The sequence below is a fragment of the Gracilibacillus kekensis genome, from assembly GCF_900143085.1.
In the GTDB taxonomy this organism is placed as follows: Bacteria; Bacillota; Bacilli; order Bacillales; family Amphibacillaceae; genus Gracilibacillus; species Gracilibacillus kekensis.
Window position 1 is genome coordinate 142,877 of sequence record NZ_FRCZ01000003.1, and the last position, 26,908, is coordinate 169,784.

A 26,908-nucleotide genomic window follows, 5' to 3' on the forward strand; every position below is an offset into this window, starting at 1 on the left:
GGTAAAGACTTTTATATAGTTAATTTCAATTCGTATTTTTAAACCAATCCGCTTTTTCCATATTTAAAAAAGGTATTGTGGTATCAACTTCCCCATTGATTCGTTCAATGGGAAAGTCTACATTTCCGAGCCATTCTTCAAAATTGAATGTCATCGGATCTTGATCACCACCTAAAGAAAACCAAACTTCCAATGACTCCGGAAAATACCCAACTGTATGTATCGTTCCTGCCCAATTATAATATTGATTTGAAAATAAACCTTTATCTTTATCATTCAATAACTGAAAGGCCTTTTCCACTGTTAAATCGTTTCTCTGACTATTTTTCATTGTTGCTAATCTTTTATTAGAATCATCTAAGAAATGACGGTTTTCTTTCTTCAATTTTTCGAAATGATTGGTGCAAGCACTATCTTCACGTACTTCGACTCCTCTTGGTGATGTTTCCACAATAGTAGCTCTTACTTTATTTCCATCAAACAAAACATAACTAAAGGACCCTCGATGTGGCAGCTCTCTAAGTAAACGAACTGCTTCCTCTGTGTTTTGACATAATTCGAGAACCATTCGACCGACCATATGACAAACAAATCCGTCACCTGGACGTTTTCGATTGATGAATGTATAACTTAGAGATAGACCTTTTTCATTCATACCATCACATCTGCCTGTCACACGTTGGCTTGTCCCGATAGTAGCAAACCCGTGATCTGTTGGTTGAAAGCTAACAAAACGTCCATCATATGTTTTGGGATGGTAGTCATAGTTGCGAACTAAATAATCTTCGCCAACTAAAATGGAACACCCTGAACGAGGTACCTTGACTCGATAACCGCCAAACTCTAATAAAACTCGCTCCATAGGCCATTGCAGACTATCCTTTAATCCTTCAAATTCCTCCCAGATAGATGGTCCAAACTGTTGAAATAGTTTTTGTGCTTCCTCTACAATTATTTGAAAACGTGGAGTTCTAACTTTCCACTGATTATGCCTGTTTTGAACAAGATAAGAATCCTTAATTTGCTCCCCTTGCATGTATCCAAAATCATAATGAGATCCGCGAAACTGGATCACATCCGCATAGATTTGTTTCATCTTTTAACACCTCGATTTCTTCTCGTATATTATAACGTAAAAATTATAAATATTAAGCTAACTCAACTTATAAAATAAATGGCATTTGTGACCGCTTGAAAAAGGTGACACAGTTTCTGCTTGATAACATGAAGCACTTTTTTTCCAGTTCAGGACTTCTCTTTTGTATGGGAGAATGTGTATGATGGAATTAAGGATAATTCAACCACTGTTTGTCTTTTGATTATTGATACTGATGAAAAATGTATATATAATAATTATGCACATTAACGAAGTAGTACTTGTTGTACTAGCGGGCAGGTTTATTGGAACATCGAGGGGGAGGAAAAATGAACTCTCACATTAAGGGAGAAATAAAATCACTAATAATCGTATTAAGCATAATTTTTGTCTTATTTGTTGTTGTTGTTATTTATTGGTATTTCGTAAATTCGGATTATAATGGCGTAATAACAAAGATACAAGAAGATACTTTTACTTTAGAACCGATAAATGCTGCTGAAGAAGCAGACTATAATGTATATAAAATCTATTTTAGCGAGGATACAAAAATAAGAGGAAAAGGAACCACTGTGGATGACCTAGAAGATAGATAGCAACTAAAAGTTTGGGTAGAGGAAATTAACGAACGTAAGGTAGCAAATAAAATTAATATTATTGAAGAGTAATAACAATTTCTTTTCCATCACAATCAGTTAATAGATGTTCAGTGCTTACTGTGCAAACAGACATGACATAAGCAGATACGCTTATTTAATGGGTTCAATACAAAAAAATGAATAATGTTAAATTATGGGTTGATGCTATGGGAAATGGAATATAAAATGAGTGAAATTCGAAAATAGCTAATTGAAATAGGGGGAGAAGGGATGAAAACTATTGGTCTTATCGGTGGAATGAGTTGGGAGTCTTCAGTAGAGTATTACCGAATAATTAACGAAATGGTAAAAGAAAAATTAGGAGGATTACATTCAGCGAAATGTCTGCTGTATAGTGTTGATTTTGATGAAATTGAACGCTATCAAGCTGAAGGTGATTGGGAAAGTGCGGGTAAAGCATTAGGAGAAGTTGCAGCATCTTTAGAAAAAGCAGGTGCTGAATTCATAGTAATTTGTACAAATACCATGCATAAAGTAATTGATTATATAGAGGCGAGGATAAACATTCCTGTCTTACATATTGCTGATGCAACTGCGAATCAAATTCAAAGGTCCAATATTAAAACAGTTGGCTTACTTGGGACGAAATATACAATGGAGCAAGATTTTTATAAATCTCGAATTAAATCTACTGGAATTAACGTGTTAGTTCCAGATAAAGAAGAACGAAACTATGTCAATAAAGTTATTTACGAAGAGTTGTGTTTGGGGCAAATTGAACAATCATCTAAGAATTATTATAAAACGGTCATTCAACATTTAGTGGATGAAGGAGCAGAAGGAATCATTTTGGGTTGTACAGAAATCGGATTATTAGTAAAACCAGAAGATTCAAAGGTTCCATTGTTTGATACAACAGTTATTCATGCCATTGAAGCAGTAAATACTGCTCTAAAAAAATAATGCTTTAGAAAGAAGTTCTATGCAATAGCGCTACTAAAGTAACGGGTTCTTTATAAAAATGTTAATAATAGAAAGAAGGAAATGAAATGGAAGTACTTTTTTTAATCTTAATTTTTGCAGGTATTTTCGGAATATATGATGCAATAAGAAAAGTTAATAATAATATACTTGAACAGACTGAAGAACTAAGAAAAATAAGTGTACAATTGAAAGAAAACAGTAAAAGATAGATTTTACTTTGAACTAACCTACCCTTAGTTTAATAACTCCAATACCTAAAAGAGCTAAAATATACATTATTTTATTTATTGAACCGTATATTTTGGTTCTTATTTATCTTCACAGTAGAGTGTGACAGTTATTTGAGTAGAAACTGTTTCATCTTAACAACGGTTACAGCATTACCTTGAATTCATATGATATTTGTATAATAATGTAGAAAAGATAAATATTTACAGTGATAATAGGAGTGATTACTTGCGTTTCTCATTCAGGAAAGAAATCAATTGGATAAAAAGAGGTATCTTATGGTTGTTGTATATCTCAGTAGTCATAATTGTTAACATCATAACATTAGTGAATCAATCACAAGAAGCGATAAGTTATTATCTAATCATGATCTCACTGACTATATTATTTACTGCCTTTGGTGTCTATAAATCACTTTTTTATTTTAATATTCAAGAAAAAGATTATATTACGATTGACCATGATCAACTATCCATTTATAAAGGGAATTTGTTATCTCGTAAAACTATTCCCTTCCAGAAGATAGAGCGTGTGGTAGAAATTAGTAACACGTTACTAATAAAATTAGTTAATGGCAAGGAACAGCAGATTCATACAGAATGGCTGACGGAAAAGGATTCACAAACATTGAGGAGAGAGTTGAAAACTAGATTAGGGGAAAAGTTCATTCTTAAATAATCTAATAAAACGTCAAAAAGTAAAGGTAGTGTCTAGTGAAGTATTTTACTGTTATTTTAGCCGTTATTTATTAGATACAGGGTTGGATAGACTCTAAACAAAGAGTGAAGAATGCCGAAGGTGAAGAAGAAATTAGAAGGGCTATAATGCCTTTGATATTATTATTTCTGTTAGTTGCTATTCTTATAATTGATTTTACCATCGATTTTGTTTCAGTTGATTATTAGGTTAGAAGGAATATTAATGGGGTTAAAACTATAATTGGTTGCAACTATTTATACTGCTAAATATTAATAAATATATTACAATTAAATAAGGATAAACAAAAAGAGAGAGGATCGTATATATGCCAAGATGTGAACATTGTCAAAAACAATGGACATTTAAGCAATCTATTAAAAAATCGTTTACTTTAGTAGCTGGAATGAGTTGTCCTTATTGTGAAACAGATCAGTATTTAACGATGAAAGCAAGGAAAAAAACATCTATGTTAAATTTTCTGCCAGCCCCTTCCATGTTATTGCCAAGCATATTTGGATTATCCATCTATGCTAGCCTTTTATTTTTCTTGTCAGCATTGACAATTACCATAGTATTGTATCCAAAATTAATGGAGTTAACTAGTCATGAGGAAACACTTTTTTAGTAGAATTCAAAGTTAATATTAGTAATAAATTTTTATTTTCGGAAAACTATTGAATCAACTGAAAAATGTAGTGAACAAGTTTAATGATTTTTATCGGATGGGAAAATCGAAAACTAAAAATGGGTTTGATCAAGTAATAATTTTTAAATATGAATAATGACAAATAGAAAAAGAAGGAATAGTTTATGCCAAAATATTATATCAATCCAACTAAGCAAACGCTACATGGTTCATTTTCACAATCCCTCGAACCAGTCTTAACAATTCATTCAGGAGATTCTGTACAATATAAGACTTTAGATGCTTTATGGGGGTTAGAAGCTTTTCAACCCTCAGGAGAAAGACAAGTTTCCTCTTTCCGAAATAAAAATAGTGGTCATGCACTTGCTGGCCCAATTAAGATTATTGGTGCTGAACCAGGTATGACATTAGCAATTACTATCAATAAATTAAAAACTGGGAATTGGGGTTTTAGTTTTGCTGGCGGAAATCAAGCATATAAAGAAATGTTAGGCATTCCGAAAAAAGATAATTATCAGTTAAATTGGCATTTAGATCGCGAGAATATGATTGGGTATAGTAATGAAAATCATCAAGTGGATTTGTCACCTTTTATGGGTGCGATAGGGATGCCGCCAGCTGAAGACGGTATCCATTCGACAGTGCCTCCTCGGTTTTGTGGAGGAAACATTGACTGTAAAGAGCTAGTAGAAGGGAGTATCTTGTACCTTCCTATCTCCGTTTCGGGTGGTTTGGTTTCTGTAGGAGATGGTCATGCGCTTCAGGGTGATGGCGAAGTTAGTACACAAGCGATCGAATGTCCGATGGAGATCGTTGATTTAACATTTACACTTAAAGAAGAAATGAGACTTCAGATGCCGCGTGCGTATACACCAAAAGGGTGGATTACATTTGGCTTTGATGAAAGTCTAGATGATGCAAGTATGATAGCCATGAATGGAATGCTTGATCTCATGGTAGAGGAGTTTAACATGACTAGAATGGAAGCATACACATTGGCAAGTCTAGTAGTTGATTTGAGAATTACACAAGTGGTTAATCGGGTAAAAGGTGTTCATGCATTACTACCTCATCATGCACTTAGAAAAAGTGAGGAAGCTGGACTGACTTAATACTTAGTGAGATCAAATTGATAACTTTTTAGCTTGTTCATTCTGATAATGTTTTTGTTTTAGCTATCCAATTTTGTAATTCTTGTCGTTCTAGTTTACTTAAAGATTCCATTTCGTTTAAAAAACGCTTTTTGGCCCATTCATATAATAAGATATCATTATGGTTTGTTTTTTTGATTTTATTTATTAAGTCTGGTGAAATGGCCTCTGTAGATGGACGATTATCTGTTTTATTTTCAATAGTGATAGAAGAAAGTTGAAGATTAAATTTTTTTTTCATAAGGAACAACGATTCTGGATACATATCGGTTAAACCTACAATTGGAAAATGTTTTTTTATATTCTTCTTAGCTATTTTTAATGCGTTAGGATCGCCACCTGATAGGTAACGAGTTGCAAGATTCACCGATCGAGGTCGCAGACTCTTTAGATCTCTTTTTTTATAACGGATATTTTCTATTTGTTCGTTACCAATGTAATCGACAAATTCTTTTAATGTTATGTTTTGTAATTGATCATATAGTGGGTCTGCTTCGTAACTCCTTATATAATAGTAAGTAGATAATACTCGATCAACAGGTTCTCTAAGCATTGTAAAAAAACTCACTGGTATATCTAAATTTTTAAACATTTTTTTATGCCAAACATGATAGGTTTCAGGTTGTTTCTTTAGTATTTTCCATAACGTTTTGCCTCCTGTCTTAGGGATATGGATCAAACAGATTGGCTGTTCTTCTTTCATGTCTTCCTTCTCAAAAATAATCATGCTGATCAACCTTTCATGAGGATAATAACCAAGAGATGTTTTTATAGCTGGATTGGTCAATTTGGAACCATTTTAATTGCGGAGAATCGAGCTTGTAAGAGACGATTACCATGTCAATACTATCGACAGGGTGATTTCTTAAATCATAGGAAGAAGGAATAGCGGCGGTTGTAGGATGGCTGTGAAAAACTGCGTACAGTTGTTCTCTCGTGTTGTGAATTTCTTGTATTTTTTGATGGACTTTACTTTTAGATACAAAAAAACGGTGACGCGAGCGGATTTCATTTACTAACGGCCAAAATGATCGTACTTTATTATTTTGACCGGATATAAATCCACAAGCTTCATAGGGTAGTTGTTTTTCTCCTTCTTCGATAATTTTCTGATAAATGTTGTTGGGTATTTCCATTACTTTTTCCATAAAGACTTTGCCAATAACCAGGTTTTCTTTAAACCATTCGATGAGTTGCCATTTTCCTGTCTCACAGACATATTTTCTTCTTTTGGCCTCGTTTCTTCTTTAAAGGAGGTGGGCTTCTCCTCAACATCGACTGGTTCAATTTCAGCCGAGGAGCTTATTTCAGTCTTTTCTATGTTGTTTTTCTCTTCCGCTAGAAGCTCATGTTTATCTTCCTGTTCAATTTTTGCTTTTTTGGTTTTGGCCGTTGTCTTATTGACTATTATATTTTTATTTAATTCATATTGCGTATTGTGAAACGTTTTCCTTCCGTTTTGTATGGTAATCATTTGTCGAGTTGAATCGCGAATATCCTGCTTTGGATTAGTCATCATTTGTTGACTCGGCGGTGGTGCTCGATGTCCTTTCGGTTTTGCTGATTTAAGCATACGTTGAAGTTGACGGTATTCGCTTTGGCGATTTCCTGTTTGTGGTTGTGATCGAGAGTTAGAGTGCAATTGCTTACTTAATTGTTGGAATTCATGATTTTGCTCTCTCACTTGCTCTTTTACTTCATCTAAGTCAATGTTTGTTTCTCCAATTACTTGATTAATTTTCTCGAGCAACTCATTGATTCTTAATTCTTTAACTTCTCCTCTAATAGTCTGCACATCCTTTTTTAATTGCTGGATAGAATGATGTATAGCATGTATTTGTGATGAAATTTTCTTTTCCTTATCTGCATAATCTCTTAACTGATTATGATAGGATTCTTCCATAACTTTCATTTCCCCTTTGTTCTTCTGTATTTTCTGTTTAAGCTCTTCTAATTCGTGTTTGGTTTGCCAATACAAAATAGATTGGTCTGCATCACGAGATTCTACAACTTTTTTATAAACTTCAAGTTCATTATGCAGCTTTTCAATTTCCTGATTATTATAGAGCTTATATTGATACAATATGATTCACCCTTTTTATGGTTCATTAATATACTATTGATGAAACATGAAACCGTGTCACATGTACTTTTTTTATCCATATTTCTTACTGTACACACATGCTGCTAGTGGATATCATTCTGCTTAATATCACGGTGTTATCGTTCGTAACACTTTCAACGAAGGCTTCGAGCATTAACAAAGAAGCAAAGGAGGATAAACGGACGCTAACTTCCAATGATAGAAGTCTCACTATATGATATTCACCTAACTTCCTAATTATCATGATATTTCCGCTATTTAACTAAAACATTTTGTAGTGTGTTGTCATAGGCTATATGGACAGTAATCTTATTTGGAGGTGTTTGCTAGATGCAAATGGATAACTTAACAGGAGGGCAGGAACTTCTGTGTATAAATACAGAGAAGGTTTATGACTGGATTTTAAATGAAGCAACATTTGATCTAAGTTTACCGGATTTAGATTTACCAATTAATCCTGTAACTGGGGATCAGCTGGAATGTGATGATATTGATTTAGATTCTGTAACATGTGAGGTTGCTCCTGCTGAAATCGATCCAATCGTCGTATTAGGTCGTGAAGATCAAGTGTTTGTTGTGGATGGGGCAGAAGTTACATTACAAATTGTCAACATTCGCAAAAATTTTGAAGTAACGGTATTTGTTAATTTGGTACCAGAACTTGGAGGTAGTCGTGTAGAAGTTGGTTCTGCAGAGTTCACTCGTTGTGAGCAAGTCATTCTATGTGCTCCAGAAGGAACAGACATAGATGTTACGTATACAGATCTAGATTGTTTTGTATGCACAGCAGCATGTGACGCAGGAACAACTACTGAAGTAGATGAATTAGATGTAACGGTAACAGTTCGACTTTGTCAAAGTATTCAATCTACTTTTGACGTAACGTTAGAACTTGTAGCAGATTTCTGTCAACCACGAGACATCCTACCATTCCCACCATGCCCGGCACCAACAATGCCAGCACAATGCCCTGTCGTTTTCCCTAATAACGGGAATAACGGATAAACTGTCAACATAGGGATAAAGAGAGGGTAAATCCTCTCTTTCTTTTTTTATATGTTGAGAAAGTATTATATTCTGACGATGTAGTAACGCGATGAATTGATAAGTTTGAGTGAATAAAGTGTGAAATACTTTGACATAAGGTGAAGATCCGAGTTTTCTAAATGCAAGTTAACTACTTGGAGGTGTGACGAGTTATGAACCAACAACAGTTACAACAAAAGATGAAAGACTGGCAACTCGAAAGTGAATCGTATTTAAACGAGATGAAAGATTTAATTCAAATGCTGGATACAGCCAAACAACTGATTGTAATTTGTTATTTTACATCCTCGTTTCAACTTTCTCATCAGGCGGATCGTGTTAATTATGGAATTGGTTCCTTCCACATTCAAAATTTAGGAACACAACCATTAATGAACCCACATATCGGTATCAAAATCACCTCAAATATCGATTTTAATTTCTCGGGGAAATATTTGTATCCATCCTCTAAAAAAACGGTTCGAGTTTCAAATGCATGGGAACGTATTAATGAATCAACGGATAAAAAGGAAATATGGTTAAAACCCACTCAAAAAGAATCGATTGACCCTGGAGAAATCCTAACATTCTCTAATTTTCAACTAAAGTGGGAACCTGATGCAAGTTATTCTGGAACAATTCAAGGATTTACATATGGTAATGAACTACCGGACGGAATTCATGCCTTAAATCAAATCAACCTCAATGGAACCATAACAGATCGACAAGAGGAGGGGCAGCTAGATGAAAAAAAATAGAGATCATACACCTTTACAAATAAATCAGCTTATAGAACAATATATGAAAGATTCTTTAGATCGGATTACGCAAGATGACCACTCAAATAAAAATAATAGTTTTGTCTATTTAGAAAACGATACCTTACATTTACTAATAATGTATCTATTAATGAAAACAGAAAATAACAGTAACGGTCTGAAAAACGAAAGCTTTGTAGAGTTATCTGATATTTTTGAATCCTATATCGAAGAAAATCGCCAAGCTTTTGGTGATGTAATGGACTTATTAAAACAAAGATTGAAGGGAAATCACGTGGATGACGAATAAAAGGTTTTTATATCTTCCGGTTGAAGTAAAGGTAAGAGAATTAGATGCGAAATTGTTACTCTCCTATTATGCGATGAAACAAGGATATCAGGTAATCATCGGGGACCATCCAACTGTTGTAGAATCGACAGCTCATTTCCCTGCAGGTATCTTTCTGGCAAAAGGTGGACCTAAAGGATTTAGAAAAAGAACCATTACTAAAGTAAAAGAAAATGGACAAATAGTTGTAGAGTTGGATGAAGAAGGATTATTAATCGAAAAATCAAAATATATTAGAGATCGAATGCGAAAAGACATGCTACAATTTGTTGAGCAGGAATATTGCTGGGGAGATCATCAGAAACAAATCATTTCAAATACTTATCCAGATTTAGCGACAAAGTGTAAGATAGTTGGAAATCCGAGATTAGATTTGCTATCTGAGAAGTACCGAGAAATCTATCGATTGGAAGCAAAAGCAATTCAAGAAAAGTATCATAATTTTATACTGGTTAATACTAGATTCCCCTTATATAACGCATCGAAAGGATTAAAGGAGAATAGCTATGTGGAACCAATAAAGAAACTGTATATCGCTTTTTTAGAAATGATTGAAGCAACAGCTAAACGCTTTCCTGAAAAAAATATTGTTATCCGCCCTCATCCTGGAGAAAACAGGAGGACTTATCAACAAAGGTTTAAACAGTTTCATAATGTTCATATTATACACGAAGGCTCTATTATTAATTGGTTACTCGCAGCAAACGTGATTATCCATAATGGTTGTACTTCTGGTATTGAAGCATTTTTACTAGATAAACCGGTAATTTCGTATATACCTTTTGTGGAGAAAAATACTGTTTTGCCGAATCAGGTGGGCCTGCAAATAACAACGATTCCTTCCCTCCAGCAAGCAATTCTAAATATATCAGATTATAACCAACATAAAAAAGTGCCTGAAAGCTTGTATCATCACTGCTTTATGGAGCATGACAGTTATTCGTATGACCGCATTCTTCAACTATGTAATAGAATTTCGTTACCATCACCACCTCCTAAAATATCTCCCCAACGTATAAGCATACAAAAACAGAAAAGGAGATTTTCACTCCTTGAAAATGAATTGATGAACTTTTACCAAAAAATTGATCAAATCGAGCAAAGCTCTTTCCAACGACATATCGATAAAATTGCTCCAAATGCGTATCGAGTCCAGGCTATCACGTAATCATTTTATTTCATACAACAGCCACCTTGTCTTCTTCTGATTGCTTTTTTCTTTATGGCAGAAGTAATAACAATTGGATCATTAGAGGTTTTGAAAGAGCTCGCTACTTTGTTCACTATTTGTTTTGCTTTCACGATACCATCTCCTTTATTTATCTTCCATATAGTATAGTTACTTGTTAAAAATCGGTATGGACGGAATGGCGATTTTTGTGAAAAATGAGGTGTTTATCTATTTCTTTTTTGACGTTTATTGCTAGAATGGATGGATGTTATTTCCACCTTGGCAGGAGGCAGTTTATTCGTTGAATTCATGGAATTAATAGTGGCTTCTGTTTGTTGTGCGGATTGAAGCATTTTTTGTAATTGGCGATATTCGGAAGGACGCCTTGAAACATTTTTGGTTTGTGATTGTTTTATTTGTTCTATATCTTGTTTTTGTGTATCAATATCCTTTTTTATATTTCCAAATTGTTCCTCTGTGTTTTCAATAAATACATGTAATTTATCAATTAATGTTTTCATTTTCAGTTTTTCAATTTCATCTTTAATTAATCGAACTTCCTGTTGTAATTCAGATACAACCTCCAAGAGATTGTTCATATCTAATTCATGGTTCTCCTCACTCACGTTCTCATCTCCTTTTACAAGACTTATGCCTGTTATCAGCCTATGTTAATGGAAGTGAAAGGTGAAAAATAGAAAGTGCTTTTAACGTTTTTCTCTCAGTATCATAGGCTAATAAGGAATGAAGTTAATTGGAGGTGTGCAAGAATAATGTCATTAGAAAAATTAACAGGGGGACAGGAACTTCTTTGTATTAATACGGAGAAAGTATATGATTGGATCCTTAATGAAACGACATTTGATTTAACTGTGGATGGCCTGGAATTACCGATTAATACGGTCACTGGTGCTCAATTAGAGTGTGATGATATTGATCAAACCGCTGTTACATGTACTGTTACACCAGCAGAAATCGATCCAATTGTTATTTTAGATCGAGAAGATCAGGAATTTAGAATAGATGGTGAAGAAGTTACCTTGCAACTTATCAATATTCGCAAAAATTTTGATGTTACTGTTTTTGTTCCATTAATAGCTGAGCTTGGTGGAGGTACTATTGAAGTTGGTTCGGCTAGCTTTACTAGATGCGAGCAAGTGATCTTGTGTGCACCTGATGGTACTGATATTGATGTATCTTATACCGATTTAGATTGTTTTGTGTGTGCGGTTAACTGTGATACGGGATCAACTACAGAAATAGATGAGTTAAATGTGACGGTTTCCGTAAGATTATGCCAAAGCATACAATCAACGTTTGAAGTCACTTTAGAACTTGTAGCAGATTTCTGTCAACCGCGTGATACGTTACCATTTCCACCATGTCCGGCACCAACAATGCCGGCTCAATGTCCAGTTGTTTTTCCTAACAGTGTTCCAACTGAACCTGAGAACTCTGATGAAAAATCTTACTTTAAACCAGAGCTAATTCAACCTACGGATATCTCGATAGAATCAGATGAACAAGAAGAAGTAAACGAGCAGGAAGGAGAGGAGTAATCCTCTTCTTTTTTCTGTTATGACGTTAATACTCCTGCCTGAATATTTGAATTTAAAGAAATCCTAATACGTTTCACATAGCATCACCTAAGTGTTAAAAACTTCTAAAGATGGAAATTTCACTTTATCTTAGTAAATGGCATTTATAAGTCTATTTTTAAAATGGGTTATTTTGATAGGCGTAGGTCGTTAACTGTTCGATGGTTTTTCGATATACATATACAGTATCATTAGAAAATTTTGCTTAGATAGGAAAGAGGGAGCCGCTGTGTTTTTTAAAGATAAAACAATTTTAGTCATCGGCGGTACCGGGACAATCGGTACAAGCGTGGTTAAAGAAATATTAAAGGATAGTCCAAAAAAAATAAAAATATTTAGTCGTGATGAATATAAACAGCACCAGGTTCGAGAAATGTTTGGTCATCACAATGCTATTCATTTTCTTATCGGTGATATTCGTGATGCTAGTAGGGTAGAAGAAGTAATGTCCAATGTAGATTACGTGTTGCACTTAGCTGCAATGAAGCGCGTAGACGCCTGTGAAGAAAATCCAATGGAAGCTGTAGAAACGAATATAGTAGGTAGTGCCAATGTTCGAAATGCTGCAATTAAAAAAAATGTGAAAAAAGTTATTTTTACTAGTTCAGACAAAGCAATCTCTCCTACAAATACCTATGGAGCAACGAAATTAATTGCTGAAAGACTGCTAGCTAATCCGTCTTCAAGTTCAACCAAATTTGCTAGTGTTCGTTTTGGAAATGTGATGGGATCTCGAGGTTCCGTTATTCCCCTTTTTCAGGAACAAATCAAAATGAATCAAAAAATTACGATTACAGATCCAAAGATGACAAGGTTTATGATGACATTGTCACAGGCAACAAGTTTGACTCTACAGGCGTTAAAGGAGTCCAAAGGTGGAGAAGTATTTGTTTTGAAAATGCCAGTTATTCGTTTAGGAGATTTAGCAGATCTATTAATACAACATTCAGGATCTCCTGTTACTACTGAATATATTGGCCTGAAACCTGGAGAAAAGATGTATGAAGAACTCATGACATACGATGAATCACAACAGGCATGGGAGTTAGAAGACATGTTTGTCATTCCGTCTGAGTCAGCAAGGGTTTATCCGGATTCCAAAAAAGTGAAGCATGGAACATATCGATCAAATGATCAGGAAGTGGTAACGAAGGAACAGTTACAACAGTTGTTGCTAGAAGCTGGTTTTCTTGAAAAAAGGTAAAAAGGAGGAAATCATGGATACATTTTTGAAGAATTATTGGTCGTTATATATGGATTTTCTTGATGATTTTGCATCTTTAACATATCGTGGATTTTCATTAGTTTATTTCTGTCATCTTCCTAGTTATGTTTTAAGAAATCCTGCTTTATTGAAAGAGCTAGAGAAGGAAGCCTATATAAAAAATGTAAAAAAAGAAGTTGTTTACTCAAAGGATATTCAGGATAAATTTCGACTTTTTACAGAAAAACACCGAGTAGATTCAATAAAGAAACATGGAAAAGTTGCAATAACGGTGGATAAATTACTTCGTTTTCCTAAGACGAATATCCATCAGCAATTTTCCTCAGCAGATACGGTGTTACTGACAAATAGTGCTCCAACAAAAAGTCCTGAAATAAAGCAACCAGCGAAACGTAAAAATAAAGCACGGATAATAAACACCACTATTGCTAAAACCAAAAATACAAAGAAGGATAAGCCAACCACTGTAAGAAATATACCTTTATATTATTTAGGGGATTACCATATTAATGTGGAGAAACAAATAAAAGAAGTCCAACAAGCGGCAAGAAAAATACTTTCTCAAAATAAGAGTCATCATCTATATCAAAATCCAACTTTTCAAAAATGGCTTCTCCTCACATTAGCTTCTGTGATCACTTATATGGAGCGAACACATCAATTACTCAAAAAAGTAAATATCTCATGTTTCGTTGTATCAACTACCCATAGTTTTATAAATCGTATTCTTGCGGTAGTTGGCTCTAAACAAGGAATCCCAACTATTTGTATGCAACACGGGATTATATCAAGTGAACTTGGGTATATTCCTAAAATTGCTACTGTTGATGCGGTTTATGGACAATTTGAAAAAGACTGGTATCAAAAGCTTGGAGCCAAACCTGGTTCTATAGAAATTGTAGGTCACCCTCGTTTCGATCAAATGTACAATCGTTCCAAAGTCGATCAACCAAACTTTATTAAAAGAGTAGGACTTAATAAAGATAGAAAAACAATTATGATTGCAGTCCGTGGAGAAGAGGATCTCAATAAATGGCGCCAATTTATCCAAGTGCTTAATAATAAACAGAAATGTAATATTATCATTAAAAATTATCCAAGTTCGCAACCACATCCACTTACAAAGGAATTTACCAATGTATATACGATAAAAGGTTTTACCCTTTATGACATATTTCCTCATGTTGATGCAGTTATTACTTACTCCTCAACTGTAGGATTAGAAGCGATGCTATCTGAATGTGTTGTATTCATACTCGACAAAAGTTTTAAAGGGAAAACAGGTTATTATCGGAAACTAACACCCCTTTTGCAATATGATCCTAAAGTATTAGCAGAGCAACTGAGCAGCTACTTGACAAAACCCTCATATCGAAATTATGCAGAGCAAAAACGTTTGCAGTTTTTGCGTCATGCATACCCAAGTAAGAAGAGATCATTCGATCGATTAAAGCAATTAATTAAAAGATTAACGAATTAGAAAGGAGTAAAAAATGAATATTTATAAGGAAAATTATTGGTCCTTATACCTTGATTTCATCAAAGATTTTAAGGAAGTCATTTATCATGGTTATCGATTATCCTATCTTATTCATTTCCCAAGTATAATTCGTCATCATGGTTCACTCTGGCAAGAAATCTCCAAACCAGAGTTTTCTAAAAAGCTCGTTCATCGTGTCTCTAATCAAAAGCAAATACAACAAGTGTTTAGCAATTACTTAGACACAATTAAAGTACCCGTTTCGTCTCGAATAGCTCCAGCTGCTATATTAGATGATCCATTAACACGGATACCGCCTTCCACAATCAAGAAGTATTTTACAAAAACAAAGCTATTAACAATAAAAACCTATAAATTTCGAGACGATCAAGCGACAAAGGATCGATTATATCTTCAAGATTTCGGAACAGTAACAACGAAAGCAAAAACAAAAGTTCTAAAACAAATAGACAAGATTATAACCCGGTTTCCAGGCCATTATCTATATCAAGACACATCTGTTCAACATATGTTAAAGCACAAGATCACATTTGTTATGAATCAAATAAACAGGGCTGAAGCGTTATTAAAAAAAGTCCCGCTTTCTACGATTATCATTTCCAGTCCTAATCATTTTGGCAGAGTAATGGCGTTTGTTGCTGCAAAAAAAGGAATTCCTACTATTTGTATACAACACGGTATCCTTGGTAATGAATTTGGTTTTTTACCGAAGCTTGCTACTTATGATGCTGTATATGGTCAATTTGAAAAAGATTGGTATGTAGCAAATGGGGCCTCAAAAGAATCGGTACGAATTATTGGTCATCCACGATTTGATCAGGCACTAGAAAGAACGAAGATAACGAAAGAACAATTTATAAAACAATTAAATTTAGATAAACGAAAAAAAACATTATTACTCATTGTTAGAGGTAATCGGTATGCACAAAAGTGGCAATTGTTGATTAAGCAAATAAAAAAATTGCTGGATATAAATATTATATTACGTGACTTTCCTAATGACAAAACACATCTTTTGCAAAAAAAATTTCCATTTATTCGATCGACAAAACAGCTAACACTTTACGAGGTTTTACCCCATGTAGATGCAGTTGTGTCTTATGCTTCAACAGTGGTATTAGAAGCAATGTTAGTGGGCAAGCCAGTATTTATCTTACAGACAACCATACCAGGGTATACAGGATATTATAATCCATTAGAACCTCTCATCCAAAAAGATCCTACTAAACTTGCATCACACGTTCATTTATATTTTATTCATTCCAAGTGGCAAAAAATCGCAGAGAAAAAACGACAAAACTTTTTAGCGTTTGCTTATCCAGACAAAAGCTCATCTGGCCAGCGATTATTAAATTTAGTGGAGGAAGTAACGAAGGGAACTAAAAAATGCAGAAATAAATGAATATTAGGGTGTCATCCAATTTAATAATTTTTAAAAAGAAGAGAGGTTGATGTTAATGAAAGTCTTAGTAACTGGTGGAGCCGGCTTTATCGGAAGATGGGTAGTGGCGAAACTTTTAACAGATAAACATGATGTATGGGTACTGGATGATCTATCGAATGGACGAATTGAGAATCTTCACTCCCTTAAAGATAATCCATTTTTTCAGGAGTTGGTAATAGGAGACATAAAGGATAAAGCATGTTTGGCTTCCCTTTTTGAAAATAACTTTGATACTTGCTACCACTTAGCAGCAAGTATAAACGTTCAGGATAGTATTGATCAACCGCAAACAACATTCGCGAATGATGTTGTTGGTACGTTTCATTTACTTGAAGAATGCCGTAAGCATCGTGTGAAGATGGTATTTATGAGTACATGTATGGTCTATGAACAAGCAAGTGGACGTAATGGTATTTCAGAAGAGTATCCCGTGAAACCAGCTTCTCCATATGCAGGCTCCAAATTAGCTGCTGAAAACATGGTATTATCCTATTTTTATGCTTACCAACTTCCTGTAACGGTGCTTCGACCATTTAATACGTATGGTCCTTATCAAAAAACAGGGGGAGAGGGAGGAGTAGTTGCAGTATTCTTAAAAAATAAGTTGTCAGGTAAACCTTTATCTATCTATGGGGATGGAGCACAAACCCGCGACTTATTATATGTTGAAGATTGTGCGCGTTTTGTTGTTGAGTCAGGTTATTCGGATCAAACGAACGGTGAAATTATCAACGCTGGTCTTGGTCAGGATATTAGTATTAATGCATTGGCAGAAACAATTGTAACAGACAAATCACAAATTCAGCATATACCTCATATTCATCCACAAAGTGAAATACCCAAATTACTATGTAACTATCAAAAAGCAAAAAAAATGTTAGCATGGGAACCCGTATTTCGTTTAGAAGAAGGAATAAAGAAAACAGAAGAGTGGATAAACTCAACAAATCTTATATAAATGAGGTGGTGATCAATGGAACGAAAGCGATTAGCAATTGATGGCGGAATCCCGATAAGAGAACGCTATTTACCATATGGCAAACAAGATCTGGACCAATCAGATGTTGAAGCGGTTGTTAAAGTATTACAAAGTGATTATTTAACGACAGGTCCTATGATCGAAACATTTGAAAATTCAATTGCTGAATATGTTGGTAGCACGTATGCAGTTGCTTTTTCAAGTGGAACTGCTGCTCTTCACGCTGCTTGTTATGCAGCCGGAATTAAAGAAAACGATCAGGTAATTACGACACCAATTACGTTTGCGGCTACAGCTAATGCGATTAGGTACCAAGGCGGAGAAGTGGTTTTCGCTGATATAAATGCCATGACTTATAATATTTCAGCAGATTCTATTGAAAATGTAATAACTGATCAGACAAAAGCGATTATTTCGGTTGATTTTACTGGCCAGCCGGTAGATTATCAGGCAATCCAGGATATTGCAACTCGTTACCAGATTCCTTTCATTTCGGATGCTGCACATAGCCTTGGGGCGATATATAAGGGAAAAAGAGTAGGTTCATTGGCAGATATGACAATGTTTAGTTTTCATCCTGTCAAACATATTACAGCTGGTGAGGGTGGTGTAATTACTACCAACAATAAACAGTATTACCAAAAGCTTTGTACGTTTCGAAATCATGGTATTGTTCGGGATCATGAAAAACATCCAACATGGTATTACGAAATGAAGTCTTTAGGGTTTAACTATCGAATGTCAGATATTCATGCTGCCCTAGGTGCAAATCAAGCAAAGAAAATAGATGCTTATTTAAACAAAAGAATTGCTATTGCACAGGAATATACAAAAGCATTTCGTGATTTCAATTTAATAACAACACCTTTTCAATTAACTGACGTAGAATCAAGTTGGCATTTATATGTGCTTCGACTTCAATTAGATAAATTGACAGTGAGTAGAACGGAAATATACCAAGCATTGCAAAAAGAAAATATCGGAGTCAACGTCCATTACATTCCCGTCTATTTTCACCCATATTATCAGCAATTAGACTATAAAAAAGGGATATGTCCTCATGCTGAATCATTGTACGAAGAGATGATAACATTACCACTATTTCCTAAAATGACAGGTCAAGATGTTAAAGATGTAATAAAAGCAGTAAAAAAAGTGTTACGGTATTATGAGGTGAAAGCATGAGAGTAGTTGCGATTATTCAAGCACGGATGGGCTCATCTCGTCTGCCTGGTAAAGTGTTGCGAAAAGTAATGGAAAAACCACTATTATATTACCAATTAATCAGAGTATCTAGATCGACTAAACTCGATGATCTTGTAGTGGCAACAAGCACATTACCAAAAGACGATCGAATTGTTAATTTTTGCACTAGTCATAACATAAACTATTATCGAGGATCAGAACAAGATGTTTTAACAAGGTATGTGGAAGCAGCAAGAGAATCTGGTGCAGATGTCATTGTGCGCCTGACAGCAGATTGTCCATTGATGGATCCGAGGCTCATTGATCATTTAGTTGAATCGTTTATTTCCAAGCAAGACGTTGACTATGTATCCAATGTTATTAGCCGAACGTATCCAAGGGGCCTTGATATCGAAGTGTTTTCAAAAAGCGCTTTAACGAAAGTAAATGAATGGGCAACGACAGCAAGTCATCGTGAGCATGTAACCAACTATTTTCTGGAGCATCCAGACAAATTTCGGTTGAAAAATGTAAGTAATCAAAAGGATATTAGTTTTCATCGATGGACAGTGGATACGATCGATGATTTTCAATTAATCGAACATATCCTCACAGAATTATATCCAAACGATCGATATTTTTCAGTAGATGACGTACTAAAGATATTAGAAGATCATCCAGAGTGGTATCACATAAATAGCGGGGTTAAACAAAAGGGTTGGTGAAAGAATGCGTATTGTATTTCGTGTGGATAGCTCTTTTCAGATCGGAACAGGTCATGTTCGAAGGTGCTTAGTATTAGCAGAGCAGTTACGTAAAAGAGGTGCAGAAGTTATTTTTATTTGCCATAATTTCCCGGGCAATGTCAATCAATTAATTAAGGAAAAAGGTTTTTCATTAGTAGAGTTATCATACTTGGTAAATCAATTTCAACCTGAGCTATTTATCCAAAAAAAAAGGAAACAAGATGTATCCTCCACTATTGAAATAATTCGTCAATATTCTAGTGTTGATTATTTAGTCGTTGATCATTATGGACTAGACGAGAAATGGGAACGATTGGTTTCCTCTTATGTTAAACATATGATAGTTATCGATGATTTGGCAAACAGAAAACATTATTGTAATACTTTAGTTGATCAAAACTTATTAAAAAATAGGAAAACTCGCTATAAGGATCTCGTTCCTGACAAAACGAAATTACTTTTAGGACCAAAATATCTGTTGTTACGAGAAGAATTCAAAAAACAGTCAGTTCCAATTAATCAATCCATTCGTAATATTAGAAACGTATTAGTATCCTTTGGAGGTACTGATCCTACCAATGAAACATGTAAAACATTAGAAGCTCTCCTACAAATTACAGATTATCCTCTTAAAATTAACACGATTATTAGCACAAAACACCCAGAGTTAAAACAAATCCAAGCATTTGCAACTAACTATTCTTCCATTCAAATTCATACCGATACAAATCGAATGGCTACATTGATGACAAATGCTGATTTAGCAATTGGTGCAGGAGGTACCACGACATGGGAAAGGTGTTATCTTCAACTACCTGCACTTACAATAGAGACAGCTCGCAATCAGCGGGATATTTTGCACTACCTGGATTCCATCGGTTTCATATGTCATTTAGGAGAGAGTAGCAAAATCTCAACAGATACCATAAAAAGCACTGTACAATCCTTTTTGGATGATCCAGAAGAATGGAGGGACATAAAGGAAAGATTAAAATCTTTTACAGCATGTGTAGTTGATGAAGCAGTTGCTTGCTATATGACGGAAGGAGAGCAACAATGAGCAATGTTCAACTAAGAATATTAGAAGAACAGGATTTAGCACATATTCTAAAATGGAGAAACAGTGAACGAATAAAACAATACATGTACAGTGACAAGGAAATTAGTTGGGAAGAACATTTGCAGTGGTATCAGCAAATGAAAGTTGACCCCAGCAAAAAAGTATTTATATTCTTAACAGATGACCTGCCGTTAGGACTTGTTCAATTCTATGATATAAATGATCAACATAATCGATGCTATTGGGGATTTTATATTGGGGAAGAAACAGCTCCAGCAGGGTCAGGAACAAAGATGGCAACATTAGCAATTAATCACATGATCGATTTAGGAATCCGAAAGATTTGTGCAGAAGTAATTACTACAAATCGCCCCAGCTTAAATTTTCATCAGAAATTGGGTTTTCAAATAGAAGGAAGGTTTAAGCGACATATCCGAAAAGATAAGAAATATTACGACGTTATCTCATTGGCATTGTTTCAAGACGAATGGAAAGTAAGAAAGGAGAGGTTTCATGAGGGAAATTACAATCGGACATAAGAAAATCGGAAAAGACAATCCCCCATTTATTATTGCTGAAATGTCTGGTAATCATAATCAATCCCTGGATCGAGCCTTACAAATTGTTGAGGCAGCGGCAGAAGCAGGGGCAGATGCATTGAAGATTCAAACCTATACTGCAGACACGATGACCATTTCGTCAAGGTCTGAGGATTTTGTTGTATCTGATAACGATAGCCCATGGCATAACCAGTCCCTTCATGATCTTTATCAGCAAGCATATACGCCTTGGGTATGGCACCAAGCGATTTTTGATCGATGCCATGAGCTAGGTATGATTGGCTTTAGTTCCCCTTTTGATGAATCTGCTGTTGATTTTTTGGAAACATTACAAGTTCCCTGTTATAAGATTGCCTCTTTTGAATGTACCGATTTACCATTAATAAAAAAAGTAGCAAGCACAAAAAAACCGATGATCATCTCAACGGGTATGTGCTCAGTATCTGAGATAGATGAAACGGTTCAAACTGCTAAAAACGCAGGTTGTGAGGACATTATTTTATTGAAATGCACAAGTACCTATCCGGCTTCACCAAAATATTGTAACCTCAATACTATACCCAATATGCAAGATACGTTCCAATGTCAGGTAGGTTTATCTGACCATACATTAGGTGCTGGTGTGGCAATAGCTAGTGTGGCTCTGGGCGCATCAGTTATTGAAAAGCATTTGACATTATCAAGAAAAGAAGGTGGAGTAGACGCTAGTTTTTCTTTAGAACCAGAAGAATTAAAAAGTCTTGTGAAGGAGTCGATTCAAGCAAGGAAAGGAATGGGAACGATACACTACGGTCCTACAGATACAGAAAAAAATTCTCTAAGATATCGTCGTTCTATATATATCACTAAAAATATCAAAAAGGGAGAAAGACTTACTAAAAAGAATCTCCGAATTATCAGACCAGGATATGGTTTAGCCCCAAAATATTTTGATGTAGTTTTAGGCAAAAGAGTAAATCAAAAAATAACGAAAGGAACTGCACTGAAATGGAATTTGATTGAATAGGAACGAAAAGTCATTACACCAGAATGTTCCTTCTAAAATCATACAAATTTTGGTATGATAAATGTATAAAATGTTGAAATTAAATTTATGATTTTTTCAAGGAGTGAGTGCATGAGCAAGAGGTGGAAAGAGAGAAAGAAAAGAACTCGCAAATACAAAAAAGATTCGTATGAATATACAAAGTGGGATATGTTTCTTGATATGTTATTTTTGCTACCAGAGCTTTTATTTTGGCCAATTCGACTACTCATTCTTTTAATTAGAACGATTGGAAGATTCTTAGGTGATATTTTTAGCATATCGTAAAGGTAATAATCCTTTCCTGGTTGTCCATTCTTTTATGATAGCATTACACTCATGAAAATATTTAGTAGGTACTTGGTGCTTTGAACGGTGAACATAAGCTACGTCAACCTCAGATATTTGATTGCGAAAGTAGTATTGATAGTCGTGTACATATTTGTCATTGGCACCATAAATAAGTAATAAAGGTACTTTAATTACATGTAACAGGTCTTCATTTGAAACATCTAGACCTAGTTGGTATTGTTGCTTTAATAAGAAAGGGTTTGTTCGCTTTATTTCCGACTCCATCCTTTCTGCTACTTTTTTATCTCGAAAATGATTGAAAGAGAGTGCTTTCGCTAACAATGGGATGGACTTCTTTTTAGCGATCCATATACCAAAGTGATATTCTATCCGTAAAAGGATGTTTTTTGGAGCGTAGTAACCGCCGATTAACATCAGACCTATCACTTTCTCTGGATAAGTAATCGTGAATTTTTGAGCTATCAAACCGCCATTCGAATATCCACAAATGATAGCTTTTTGAATATCATTCGCTTCCATAATTCTATTGACATCATCAACCAAGTCATCAAATGTCATCGAGTGATCAGGACATGTGCTTCGACAATCTCCTCTATTATCAAATGTGATGATCCGATAATCATTTTTTAATAATGTTTGATAATGGAAAGTCAGGTGTCCCATTGCTGGTGGTGCAATAAAAATAATTGGAGTACCTTTTCCAACGGTTTGATAGTATAGTCTTCGGGCGTCTTTTGTATAAGGCATATTGGATGCTCCTTTAATTTGTATAGGAGGTAAAAGATTTTGAGTTTTATTGTAATACTAGGAGTTTTAGCAATTATTTTATTTTTATTCTTTCGTGAACAAGCAGTACGTTACTTAGAAAAAAACAATCATATGATATTAAATCCCACTGAAAATTCCGATGAGGCTAAGTTATGAAGTATACATTAACTAAATTAGCAGGCGCTGGTTTTTTGCTATCATGTTTGTCACTATTATTTATCCTCGGTACGGATGGAAATCTTTATGATTACACAGAAACCTTTTCCGATGATGATGTGTTGTTAATTATTTTTGTTTATAGTATCTTTTGCTCCATCTTAATAGACATAATCGTACTTAAATTGTCTCGAATTGCTGACAATATAAGGGTGCCTTTATACTTACTCTTTGGCTTTATTCTGTTTCCGTTGATCAGTTGGGACTGGTATGGTGTTTTTGCTGGTATTATTGGGGCTGCTGTTGCCAACATTTATTTCTTAGCTACACTATTTGCGAAGCGTAATTCTTGGTTTAGGTATCTGTTTGCTGTTATGATTCCCGTTGTTTTTTTGATCACGCTAACAATGGACTTTACTGAAAAACAAAATTGGGAGGAGCATAGACAGCATAATACTTATCAAGCATCATTTGCTTATTTTGACGGAAAACACGAAATTCCACTTGAATTAACAAAAGGCGATGTCGTTTATTTTTCCGTAAATACAGAAAAATTAGATGGTGGACATGGTTACCATGTCAAAAATAAATTCGGAAAATTAGTTGGTATGCATCCACATGGTGATCAATCAATAATAACAGCAGAAAAATCAGGTGAATATCGAATTGTCATCAAAGGACATCAAGCAAATGGAAGTTTTTCAGTCGACTGGAAAATACAATAATTTTTTTTTGGAGAAGAACGCTTCCATTATATTAAAATAACCCGGTGAAAAAGTGTTAAGCCTTTGCTTAATGCTTTTTCTAGTTTTCTAGCAACAATCTTTCACAGAAAAATGTTATAGTAAATGTATGTATTTTTGTGAAGGGACGTTTTGATTTGGCTAATACAAATGAATCAGAGCAAATAGCTGATATTGAAAAAGAATTACGATTTATTTCGGGAATTATAAAGCAAAAAGGTAGAGAAATCCTTAATAATTATCCTATCACGACTCCTCAATTTATTGCCTTACAATTTTTGCTGGAAGACGGCGATTTAACATTAGGTGAGTTATCTAAAAAAATCAACCTCGCTTTCAGTACGACAACAGATCTCGTCGACCGTATGGAAAAAAATGATATAGTGGAACGTGTGAAAGATACAAAAGATCGACGTGTCGTACGAATTCATTTGTTAGAGAGAGGTAAAGTCATCATTCGAGAAGTAATTGAGAAACGACAGCAATATTTAGGCGAAGTTCTAACGAATGTTAAAGAGGAAGACATGGGCCAATTATCTAGATTATTACATATAATGCATCAGGAAATGAAACAAGCAAAAGAAAATGTGAAATTGTAGAGAGGCGATGAATGTGAGGCGACCAATAGGAGTTATAGATTCGGGAGTAGGCGGACTAACGGTAGCCAGTGAGTTAGTACGGCAATTACCTAAAGAATCAATCATTTATTTAGGTGATACCAAACGATGTCCATATGGACCACGACCAAAAGAAGAGGTCATTCAATATACATGGGAAATGGTTGATTTTCTATTGTCCAAAGATATAAAAACTTTAGTGATTGCATGTAATACTGCAACAGCCTTTACCTTAGATCAATTGCGAGAAGAATTATCCATTCCTGTCGTAGGTGTCATTCAACCAGGTGCTCGAGCAGCTATTACAAGTACAAGGACTGGAGAAATTGGTGTGATCGGAACAGAGGGTACTATAAGTAGTAAGGCATATGTGAATGCACTAAAGCAAATCAATACTAATATAGAAGTAAGAGATTTAGCTTGTCCTCGATTCGTTCCATTAGTAGAAAAAGGCATTGTAAGCGGGGAAGAGGCTTATAATGTAGTAAAAGAAACATTACAATCGTTAAAGCAATTTTCCAATATGGATACATTAATATTAGGCTGTACGCATTATCCAATGATTAGACATTTAATTCATGAAGTAATGGGGACAACGGTTACAGTGATTTCTTCAGGTGAAGAAACGGCGAGAGAAGTGAGTACGATTTTAGGTTATCATAAGAAGCTTTATCGTGGTACAAACGATGCCCAGCATCATTTTTATACAACAGGCGATGTAAATGTTTTTCACGAAATTGCTTCAAGATGGCTGGAACAAAAAGTAGATGCGGTTGATAAAATTGAATTAAACACAGTAAAAAGTTTAGGAAGAACTTGAGAGGAGTACCGACCTCTTAGGTTCTTTTCTTTTTTTTGGTGAGTCAATAATTTTAGAAAAAAGCACTTCTTACTTTTCAAATTATATTGGTCTATTTTATTAAATAGCTCGTATACATAATAGTACAAACCATCGTAGGAGGTATCGGTGATGAAAATCGATTTAGCCAAAAAATATGTAGGAATTGTATTACTATGTTTGCTATTGCTTGTTGGTTGTGGTGTTTTTGAGGGGGAACAGACATTAGATCAAATAGATGCACCGCCAGAAGATGCTGAGCTAACCGATGATTTAGAAAATATTCCAGAAGAATCAGAGGATGCAGATGGAGACCAAGCGGATGAAGAAAGTGAAGAAGGCGAAGGAAGTGAAGAGCAAGAAACGGTAAGTTCAACAGATAGTGTCACTAGAACGTTATACTTATTAGATCAAAATGGTTTAGTTGTCCCGCAACAAGTTCAGTTGCCGTCACCAGAGTCAAAAGAGGTTGCCAAACAAGTACTCGAATATTTAGTACAGGATGGGCCAGTTACTTCGATGCTACCTAGTGGTTTTCAGGCAGTATTACCAGCGGGAACAGAAATTATTGACTTGAATTTAGAAGCAGACGGAACTTTAGTTGTTAATGTCTCGGATGAATTTAAAACATATCAAGCGGAAGATGAACAAAAAATCCTGGAATCGATGACACATACGTTAACAGAGTTTGAGAACGTTCAACGTGTAAAGTTATGGATCAATGGGGAAGAACAAAATGAGATGCCGGTAAATGGAACACCTATTTCAGAAGGATATTCTCGTGCTAATGGTATTAACGTTCAACAAGCTCAAGGAGTGGACCTAATGGAAAGTAAAGCTACCACGCTTTACTTTCCAATGCAAGGCGATGAAATGGTCTATTTTGTTCCGATCACCCAGCATGTCATGATGGAAGAAGATAATCAGCATAAAGCGGTTGTACAAGCATTAATGGAAGGTCCTGCATTTGATTTACCGCTTCAGCATTTTATCAATACAGGATCCAAACTAGCTGCAACTCCAGAGTTTAATGATGGCGTACTCTCTTTAACTTTTAATGAAAATATTTTAACGAATAGTGCCAAAAGCATGATAGCAGATGAAGTAATGCAATCGATTGTATTAACATTAACTGAACAAGAAGATGTGGAAGCGGTTGAAGTAAATGTAGAAAATCATCAAGAAGTAATAAGTGAAAGTGGACAACCCTATACAGAACCCGTCTCAAGAGAGATGGTCGCACCTACAGAAAGTATTTAATCACAGCGTAACCCTACTTATGATCATACGTTGAGATTTGTGTATAACAAAAGATTTTCAGACTGATGTTAACGCCTCATA

31 protein-coding genes are annotated in these 26,908 nt (G+C 34.9%); 24 read left to right on the forward strand and 7 right to left on the reverse strand.

Annotation, left to right across the window (positions count from 1 at the left end):
- Positions 1-25: 25 nt before the first annotated feature.
- Positions 26-1,096: a C45 family autoproteolytic acyltransferase/hydrolase gene (locus tag BUC25_RS08550; RefSeq protein WP_073201460.1), complete on the reverse strand. Its 1,071-nt coding sequence runs from the start codon at positions 1,094-1,096 to the stop codon at positions 26-28.
- A gap of 329 nt (positions 1,097-1,425) precedes the next feature.
- Between BUC25_RS08550 and BUC25_RS08555 the strand changes: the two genes are divergently transcribed.
- The 5 genes from BUC25_RS08555 (at position 1,426) to BUC25_RS08575 (ending at position 5,364) form a co-directional block, all read left to right on the forward strand.
- Positions 1,426-1,692, forward strand: coding sequence for a hypothetical protein (locus BUC25_RS08555; RefSeq protein ID WP_073201461.1), 267 nt, complete (start codon positions 1,426-1,428; stop codon positions 1,690-1,692).
- Positions 1,693-1,965: 273 nt separating this feature from the next.
- On the forward strand, positions 1,966-2,658 hold the full coding sequence (locus BUC25_RS08560) for an aspartate/glutamate racemase family protein (protein ID WP_073201462.1): 693 nt from the start codon (positions 1,966-1,968) through the stop codon (positions 2,656-2,658).
- Between the two features lie 477 nt (positions 2,659-3,135).
- Entirely contained in the window at positions 3,136-3,585 is a 450-nt protein-coding gene (locus BUC25_RS08565; protein ID WP_073201463.1) for a hypothetical protein, read from the forward strand.
- 346 nt (positions 3,586-3,931) lie between these two features.
- On the forward strand, positions 3,932-4,231 hold the full coding sequence (locus tag BUC25_RS08570) for a TIGR04104 family putative zinc finger protein (RefSeq protein WP_073201464.1): 300 nt from the start codon (positions 3,932-3,934) through the stop codon (positions 4,229-4,231).
- A 185-nt stretch (positions 4,232-4,416) separates the two neighbouring features.
- Positions 4,417-5,364 (forward strand): acetamidase/formamidase family protein, encoded by a 948-nt coding sequence (locus tag BUC25_RS08575; protein ID WP_073201465.1) that lies wholly within the window; start codon positions 4,417-4,419, stop codon positions 5,362-5,364.
- A 37-nt stretch (positions 5,365-5,401) separates the two neighbouring features.
- On the opposite strand, the gene BUC25_RS08580 is transcribed toward BUC25_RS08575, so the two are convergent.
- Genes BUC25_RS08580 through BUC25_RS08590 form a run of 3 tightly spaced genes read right to left on the reverse strand, consistent with a single transcriptional unit; the run spans position 5,402 to position 7,486 of the window.
- Positions 5,402-6,130: a sulfotransferase family 2 domain-containing protein gene (locus BUC25_RS08580; RefSeq protein ID WP_073201466.1), complete on the reverse strand. Its 729-nt coding sequence runs from the start codon at positions 6,128-6,130 to the stop codon at positions 5,402-5,404.
- Between the two features lie 13 nt (positions 6,131-6,143).
- Complete coding sequence (locus BUC25_RS08585; protein WP_084543419.1) at positions 6,144-6,551, reverse strand: M67 family metallopeptidase; 408 nt, start codon at positions 6,549-6,551, stop codon at positions 6,144-6,146.
- Positions 6,539-7,486, reverse strand: coding sequence for a GumC domain-containing protein (locus BUC25_RS08590; protein ID WP_073201468.1), 948 nt, complete (start codon positions 7,484-7,486; stop codon positions 6,539-6,541). The genes BUC25_RS08585 and BUC25_RS08590 overlap by 13 nt, the downstream gene beginning before the upstream one ends.
- Positions 7,487-7,837: 351 nt before the next feature.
- Between BUC25_RS08590 and BUC25_RS08595 the strand changes: the two genes are divergently transcribed.
- The 4 genes from BUC25_RS08595 to BUC25_RS08610 all read left to right on the forward strand — a co-directional run bounded on the left by BUC25_RS08595 (position 7,838) and on the right by BUC25_RS08610 (position 10,808).
- Entirely contained in the window at positions 7,838-8,512 is a 675-nt protein-coding gene (locus BUC25_RS08595; protein WP_073201469.1) for a BMQ_0737 family morphogenetic spore coat protein, read from the forward strand.
- A gap of 194 nt (positions 8,513-8,706) precedes the next feature.
- Positions 8,707-9,291, forward strand: coding sequence for a hypothetical protein (locus tag BUC25_RS08600; protein WP_084543420.1), 585 nt, complete (start codon positions 8,707-8,709; stop codon positions 9,289-9,291).
- On the forward strand, positions 9,278-9,601 hold the full coding sequence (locus BUC25_RS08605; RefSeq protein WP_073201470.1) for a hypothetical protein: 324 nt from the start codon (positions 9,278-9,280) through the stop codon (positions 9,599-9,601). Before BUC25_RS08600 ends, BUC25_RS08605 begins: the two co-directional genes overlap by 14 nt.
- The gene (locus BUC25_RS08610) at positions 9,591-10,808 is read left to right on the forward strand and encodes a surface carbohydrate biosynthesis protein (RefSeq protein ID WP_073201471.1); all 1,218 of its coding nucleotides are present in this window, start codon (positions 9,591-9,593) and stop codon (positions 10,806-10,808) included. The genes BUC25_RS08605 and BUC25_RS08610 overlap by 11 nt, the downstream gene beginning before the upstream one ends.
- Positions 10,809-10,813: 5 nt before the next feature.
- Here BUC25_RS08610 and BUC25_RS19690 read toward each other — a convergent pair whose 3' ends face one another.
- Positions 10,814-10,942: a hypothetical protein gene (locus BUC25_RS19690; RefSeq protein ID WP_280174049.1), complete on the reverse strand. Its 129-nt coding sequence runs from the start codon at positions 10,940-10,942 to the stop codon at positions 10,814-10,816.
- Positions 10,943-11,035: 93 nt separating this feature from the next.
- Positions 11,036-11,437: a hypothetical protein gene (locus BUC25_RS08615; RefSeq protein ID WP_073201472.1), complete on the reverse strand. Its 402-nt coding sequence runs from the start codon at positions 11,435-11,437 to the stop codon at positions 11,036-11,038.
- Positions 11,438-11,584: 147 nt separating this feature from the next.
- On the opposite strand from BUC25_RS08615, the gene BUC25_RS08620 reads away from it, so the two are divergent.
- The 10 genes from BUC25_RS08620 (at position 11,585) to pseI (ending at position 22,115) form a co-directional block, all read left to right on the forward strand.
- Complete coding sequence (locus BUC25_RS08620; protein WP_073201473.1) at positions 11,585-12,370, forward strand: BMQ_0737 family morphogenetic spore coat protein; 786 nt, start codon at positions 11,585-11,587, stop codon at positions 12,368-12,370.
- A 268-nt stretch (positions 12,371-12,638) separates the two neighbouring features.
- Positions 12,639-13,613, forward strand: coding sequence for an SDR family NAD(P)-dependent oxidoreductase (locus tag BUC25_RS08625; protein ID WP_073201474.1), 975 nt, complete (start codon positions 12,639-12,641; stop codon positions 13,611-13,613).
- 13 nt (positions 13,614-13,626) lie between these two features.
- Entirely contained in the window at positions 13,627-15,114 is a 1,488-nt protein-coding gene (locus tag BUC25_RS08630) for a glycosyltransferase family protein (protein WP_073201475.1), read from the forward strand.
- Between the two features lie 13 nt (positions 15,115-15,127).
- Entirely contained in the window at positions 15,128-16,537 is a 1,410-nt protein-coding gene (locus tag BUC25_RS08635; protein WP_073201476.1) for a glycosyltransferase, read from the forward strand.
- Between the two features lie 55 nt (positions 16,538-16,592).
- Entirely contained in the window at positions 16,593-17,537 is a 945-nt protein-coding gene (locus BUC25_RS08640; protein ID WP_073201760.1) for a dTDP-glucose 4,6-dehydratase, read from the forward strand.
- A gap of 15 nt (positions 17,538-17,552) precedes the next feature.
- Positions 17,553-18,743 (forward strand): UDP-4-amino-4,6-dideoxy-N-acetyl-beta-L-altrosamine transaminase, encoded by a 1,191-nt coding sequence (gene pseC / locus BUC25_RS08645; RefSeq protein WP_073201477.1) that lies wholly within the window; start codon positions 17,553-17,555, stop codon positions 18,741-18,743.
- Complete coding sequence (locus BUC25_RS08650; RefSeq protein WP_073201478.1) at positions 18,740-19,468, forward strand: cytidylyltransferase domain-containing protein; 729 nt, start codon at positions 18,740-18,742, stop codon at positions 19,466-19,468. The genes pseC and BUC25_RS08650 overlap by 4 nt, the downstream gene beginning before the upstream one ends.
- A gap of 4 nt (positions 19,469-19,472) precedes the next feature.
- Positions 19,473-20,549 (forward strand): UDP-2,4-diacetamido-2,4,6-trideoxy-beta-L-altropyranose hydrolase, encoded by a 1,077-nt coding sequence (gene pseG / locus BUC25_RS08655; RefSeq protein ID WP_073201479.1) that lies wholly within the window; start codon positions 19,473-19,475, stop codon positions 20,547-20,549.
- Positions 20,546-21,088, forward strand: a complete 543-nt coding sequence (pseH, locus tag BUC25_RS08660) for a UDP-4-amino-4,6-dideoxy-N-acetyl-beta-L-altrosamine N-acetyltransferase (RefSeq protein WP_073201480.1) — start codon at positions 20,546-20,548, stop codon at positions 21,086-21,088. The genes pseG and pseH overlap by 4 nt, the downstream gene beginning before the upstream one ends.
- A complete protein-coding gene (gene pseI, locus BUC25_RS08665; protein ID WP_073201481.1) occupies positions 21,063-22,115 on the forward strand; it encodes a pseudaminic acid synthase in 1,053 nt (350 codons plus the stop codon). Before pseH ends, pseI begins: the two co-directional genes overlap by 26 nt.
- 279 nt (positions 22,116-22,394) lie before the next feature.
- Here pseI and BUC25_RS08675 read toward each other — a convergent pair whose 3' ends face one another.
- Positions 22,395-23,192, reverse strand: a complete 798-nt coding sequence (locus BUC25_RS08675) for an alpha/beta fold hydrolase (protein ID WP_073201483.1) — start codon at positions 23,190-23,192, stop codon at positions 22,395-22,397.
- Between the two features lie 39 nt (positions 23,193-23,231).
- Here BUC25_RS08675 and BUC25_RS19335 point away from each other — a divergent pair, with 39 nt between their 5' ends.
- The 5 genes from BUC25_RS19335 (at position 23,232) to BUC25_RS08695 (ending at position 26,827) form a co-directional block, all read left to right on the forward strand.
- A complete protein-coding gene (locus BUC25_RS19335) occupies positions 23,232-23,369 on the forward strand; it encodes a hypothetical protein (RefSeq protein ID WP_170862666.1) in 138 nt (45 codons plus the stop codon).
- Entirely contained in the window at positions 23,366-24,094 is a 729-nt protein-coding gene (locus BUC25_RS08680) for a hypothetical protein (RefSeq protein WP_073201484.1), read from the forward strand. The genes BUC25_RS19335 and BUC25_RS08680 overlap by 4 nt, the downstream gene beginning before the upstream one ends.
- Before the next feature lie 155 nt (positions 24,095-24,249).
- Positions 24,250-24,711 carry a MarR family winged helix-turn-helix transcriptional regulator gene (locus BUC25_RS08685; protein ID WP_073201485.1) on the forward strand — a complete coding sequence of 154 codons (462 nt, stop codon included), beginning with the start codon at positions 24,250-24,252 and terminating at the stop codon, positions 24,709-24,711.
- A gap of 13 nt (positions 24,712-24,724) precedes the next feature.
- Positions 24,725-25,549 carry a glutamate racemase gene (racE, locus tag BUC25_RS08690; RefSeq protein ID WP_073201486.1) on the forward strand — a complete coding sequence of 275 codons (825 nt, stop codon included), beginning with the start codon at positions 24,725-24,727 and terminating at the stop codon, positions 25,547-25,549.
- A 150-nt stretch (positions 25,550-25,699) separates the two neighbouring features.
- A complete protein-coding gene (locus BUC25_RS08695) occupies positions 25,700-26,827 on the forward strand; it encodes a GerMN domain-containing protein (protein ID WP_073201487.1) in 1,128 nt (375 codons plus the stop codon).
- Positions 26,828-26,908: the final 81 nt, after the last annotated feature.

Excerpts from the sequence above, each read along its gene's own strand:
- BUC25_RS08595 (WP_073201469.1), top strand. The coding sequence starts at position 7,838 with ATGCAAATGGATAACTTAACAGGAGGGCAGGAACTTCTGTGTATAAAT.
- BUC25_RS08605 (WP_073201470.1), top strand. The coding sequence starts at position 9,278 with ATGAAAAAAAATAGAGATCATACACCTTTACAAATAAATCAGCTTATA.
- pseG (WP_073201479.1), top strand. The coding sequence starts at position 19,473 with ATGCGTATTGTATTTCGTGTGGATAGCTCTTTTCAGATCGGAACAGGT.
- BUC25_RS08630 (WP_073201475.1), top strand. The coding sequence starts at position 13,627 with ATGGATACATTTTTGAAGAATTATTGGTCGTTATATATGGATTTTCTT.
- BUC25_RS08680 (WP_073201484.1), top strand. The coding sequence starts at position 23,366 with ATGAAGTATACATTAACTAAATTAGCAGGCGCTGGTTTTTTGCTATCA.
- BUC25_RS08620 (WP_073201473.1), top strand. The coding sequence starts at position 11,585 with ATGTCATTAGAAAAATTAACAGGGGGACAGGAACTTCTTTGTATTAAT.
- BUC25_RS08560 (WP_073201462.1), top strand. The coding sequence starts at position 1,966 with ATGAAAACTATTGGTCTTATCGGTGGAATGAGTTGGGAGTCTTCAGTA.
- pseC (WP_073201477.1), top strand. The coding sequence starts at position 17,553 with ATGGAACGAAAGCGATTAGCAATTGATGGCGGAATCCCGATAAGAGAA.
- BUC25_RS08570 (WP_073201464.1), top strand. The coding sequence starts at position 3,932 with ATGCCAAGATGTGAACATTGTCAAAAACAATGGACATTTAAGCAATCT.
- BUC25_RS08600 (WP_084543420.1), top strand. The coding sequence starts at position 8,707 with ATGAACCAACAACAGTTACAACAAAAGATGAAAGACTGGCAACTCGAA.
- pseI (WP_073201481.1), top strand. The coding sequence starts at position 21,063 with ATGAGGGAAATTACAATCGGACATAAGAAAATCGGAAAAGACAATCCC.
- BUC25_RS08675 (WP_073201483.1), bottom strand. The coding sequence starts at position 23,192 with ATGCCTTATACAAAAGACGCCCGAAGACTATACTATCAAACCGTTGGA.
- BUC25_RS08610 (WP_073201471.1), top strand. The coding sequence starts at position 9,591 with ATGACGAATAAAAGGTTTTTATATCTTCCGGTTGAAGTAAAGGTAAGA.
- BUC25_RS08640 (WP_073201760.1), top strand. The coding sequence starts at position 16,593 with ATGAAAGTCTTAGTAACTGGTGGAGCCGGCTTTATCGGAAGATGGGTA.
- BUC25_RS08585 (WP_084543419.1), bottom strand. The coding sequence starts at position 6,551 with ATGGAAAAAGTAATGGAAATACCCAACAACATTTATCAGAAAATTATC.
- pseH (WP_073201480.1), top strand. The coding sequence starts at position 20,546 with ATGAGCAATGTTCAACTAAGAATATTAGAAGAACAGGATTTAGCACAT.
- BUC25_RS08555 (WP_073201461.1), top strand. The coding sequence starts at position 1,426 with ATGAACTCTCACATTAAGGGAGAAATAAAATCACTAATAATCGTATTA.
- BUC25_RS08575 (WP_073201465.1), top strand. The coding sequence starts at position 4,417 with ATGCCAAAATATTATATCAATCCAACTAAGCAAACGCTACATGGTTCA.
- BUC25_RS08550 (WP_073201460.1), bottom strand. The coding sequence starts at position 1,096 with ATGAAACAAATCTATGCGGATGTGATCCAGTTTCGCGGATCTCATTAT.
- BUC25_RS08635 (WP_073201476.1), top strand. The coding sequence starts at position 15,128 with ATGAATATTTATAAGGAAAATTATTGGTCCTTATACCTTGATTTCATC.
- BUC25_RS08695 (WP_073201487.1), top strand. The coding sequence starts at position 25,700 with ATGAAAATCGATTTAGCCAAAAAATATGTAGGAATTGTATTACTATGT.
- BUC25_RS08580 (WP_073201466.1), bottom strand. The coding sequence starts at position 6,130 with ATGATTATTTTTGAGAAGGAAGACATGAAAGAAGAACAGCCAATCTGT.
- BUC25_RS08650 (WP_073201478.1), top strand. The coding sequence starts at position 18,740 with ATGAGAGTAGTTGCGATTATTCAAGCACGGATGGGCTCATCTCGTCTG.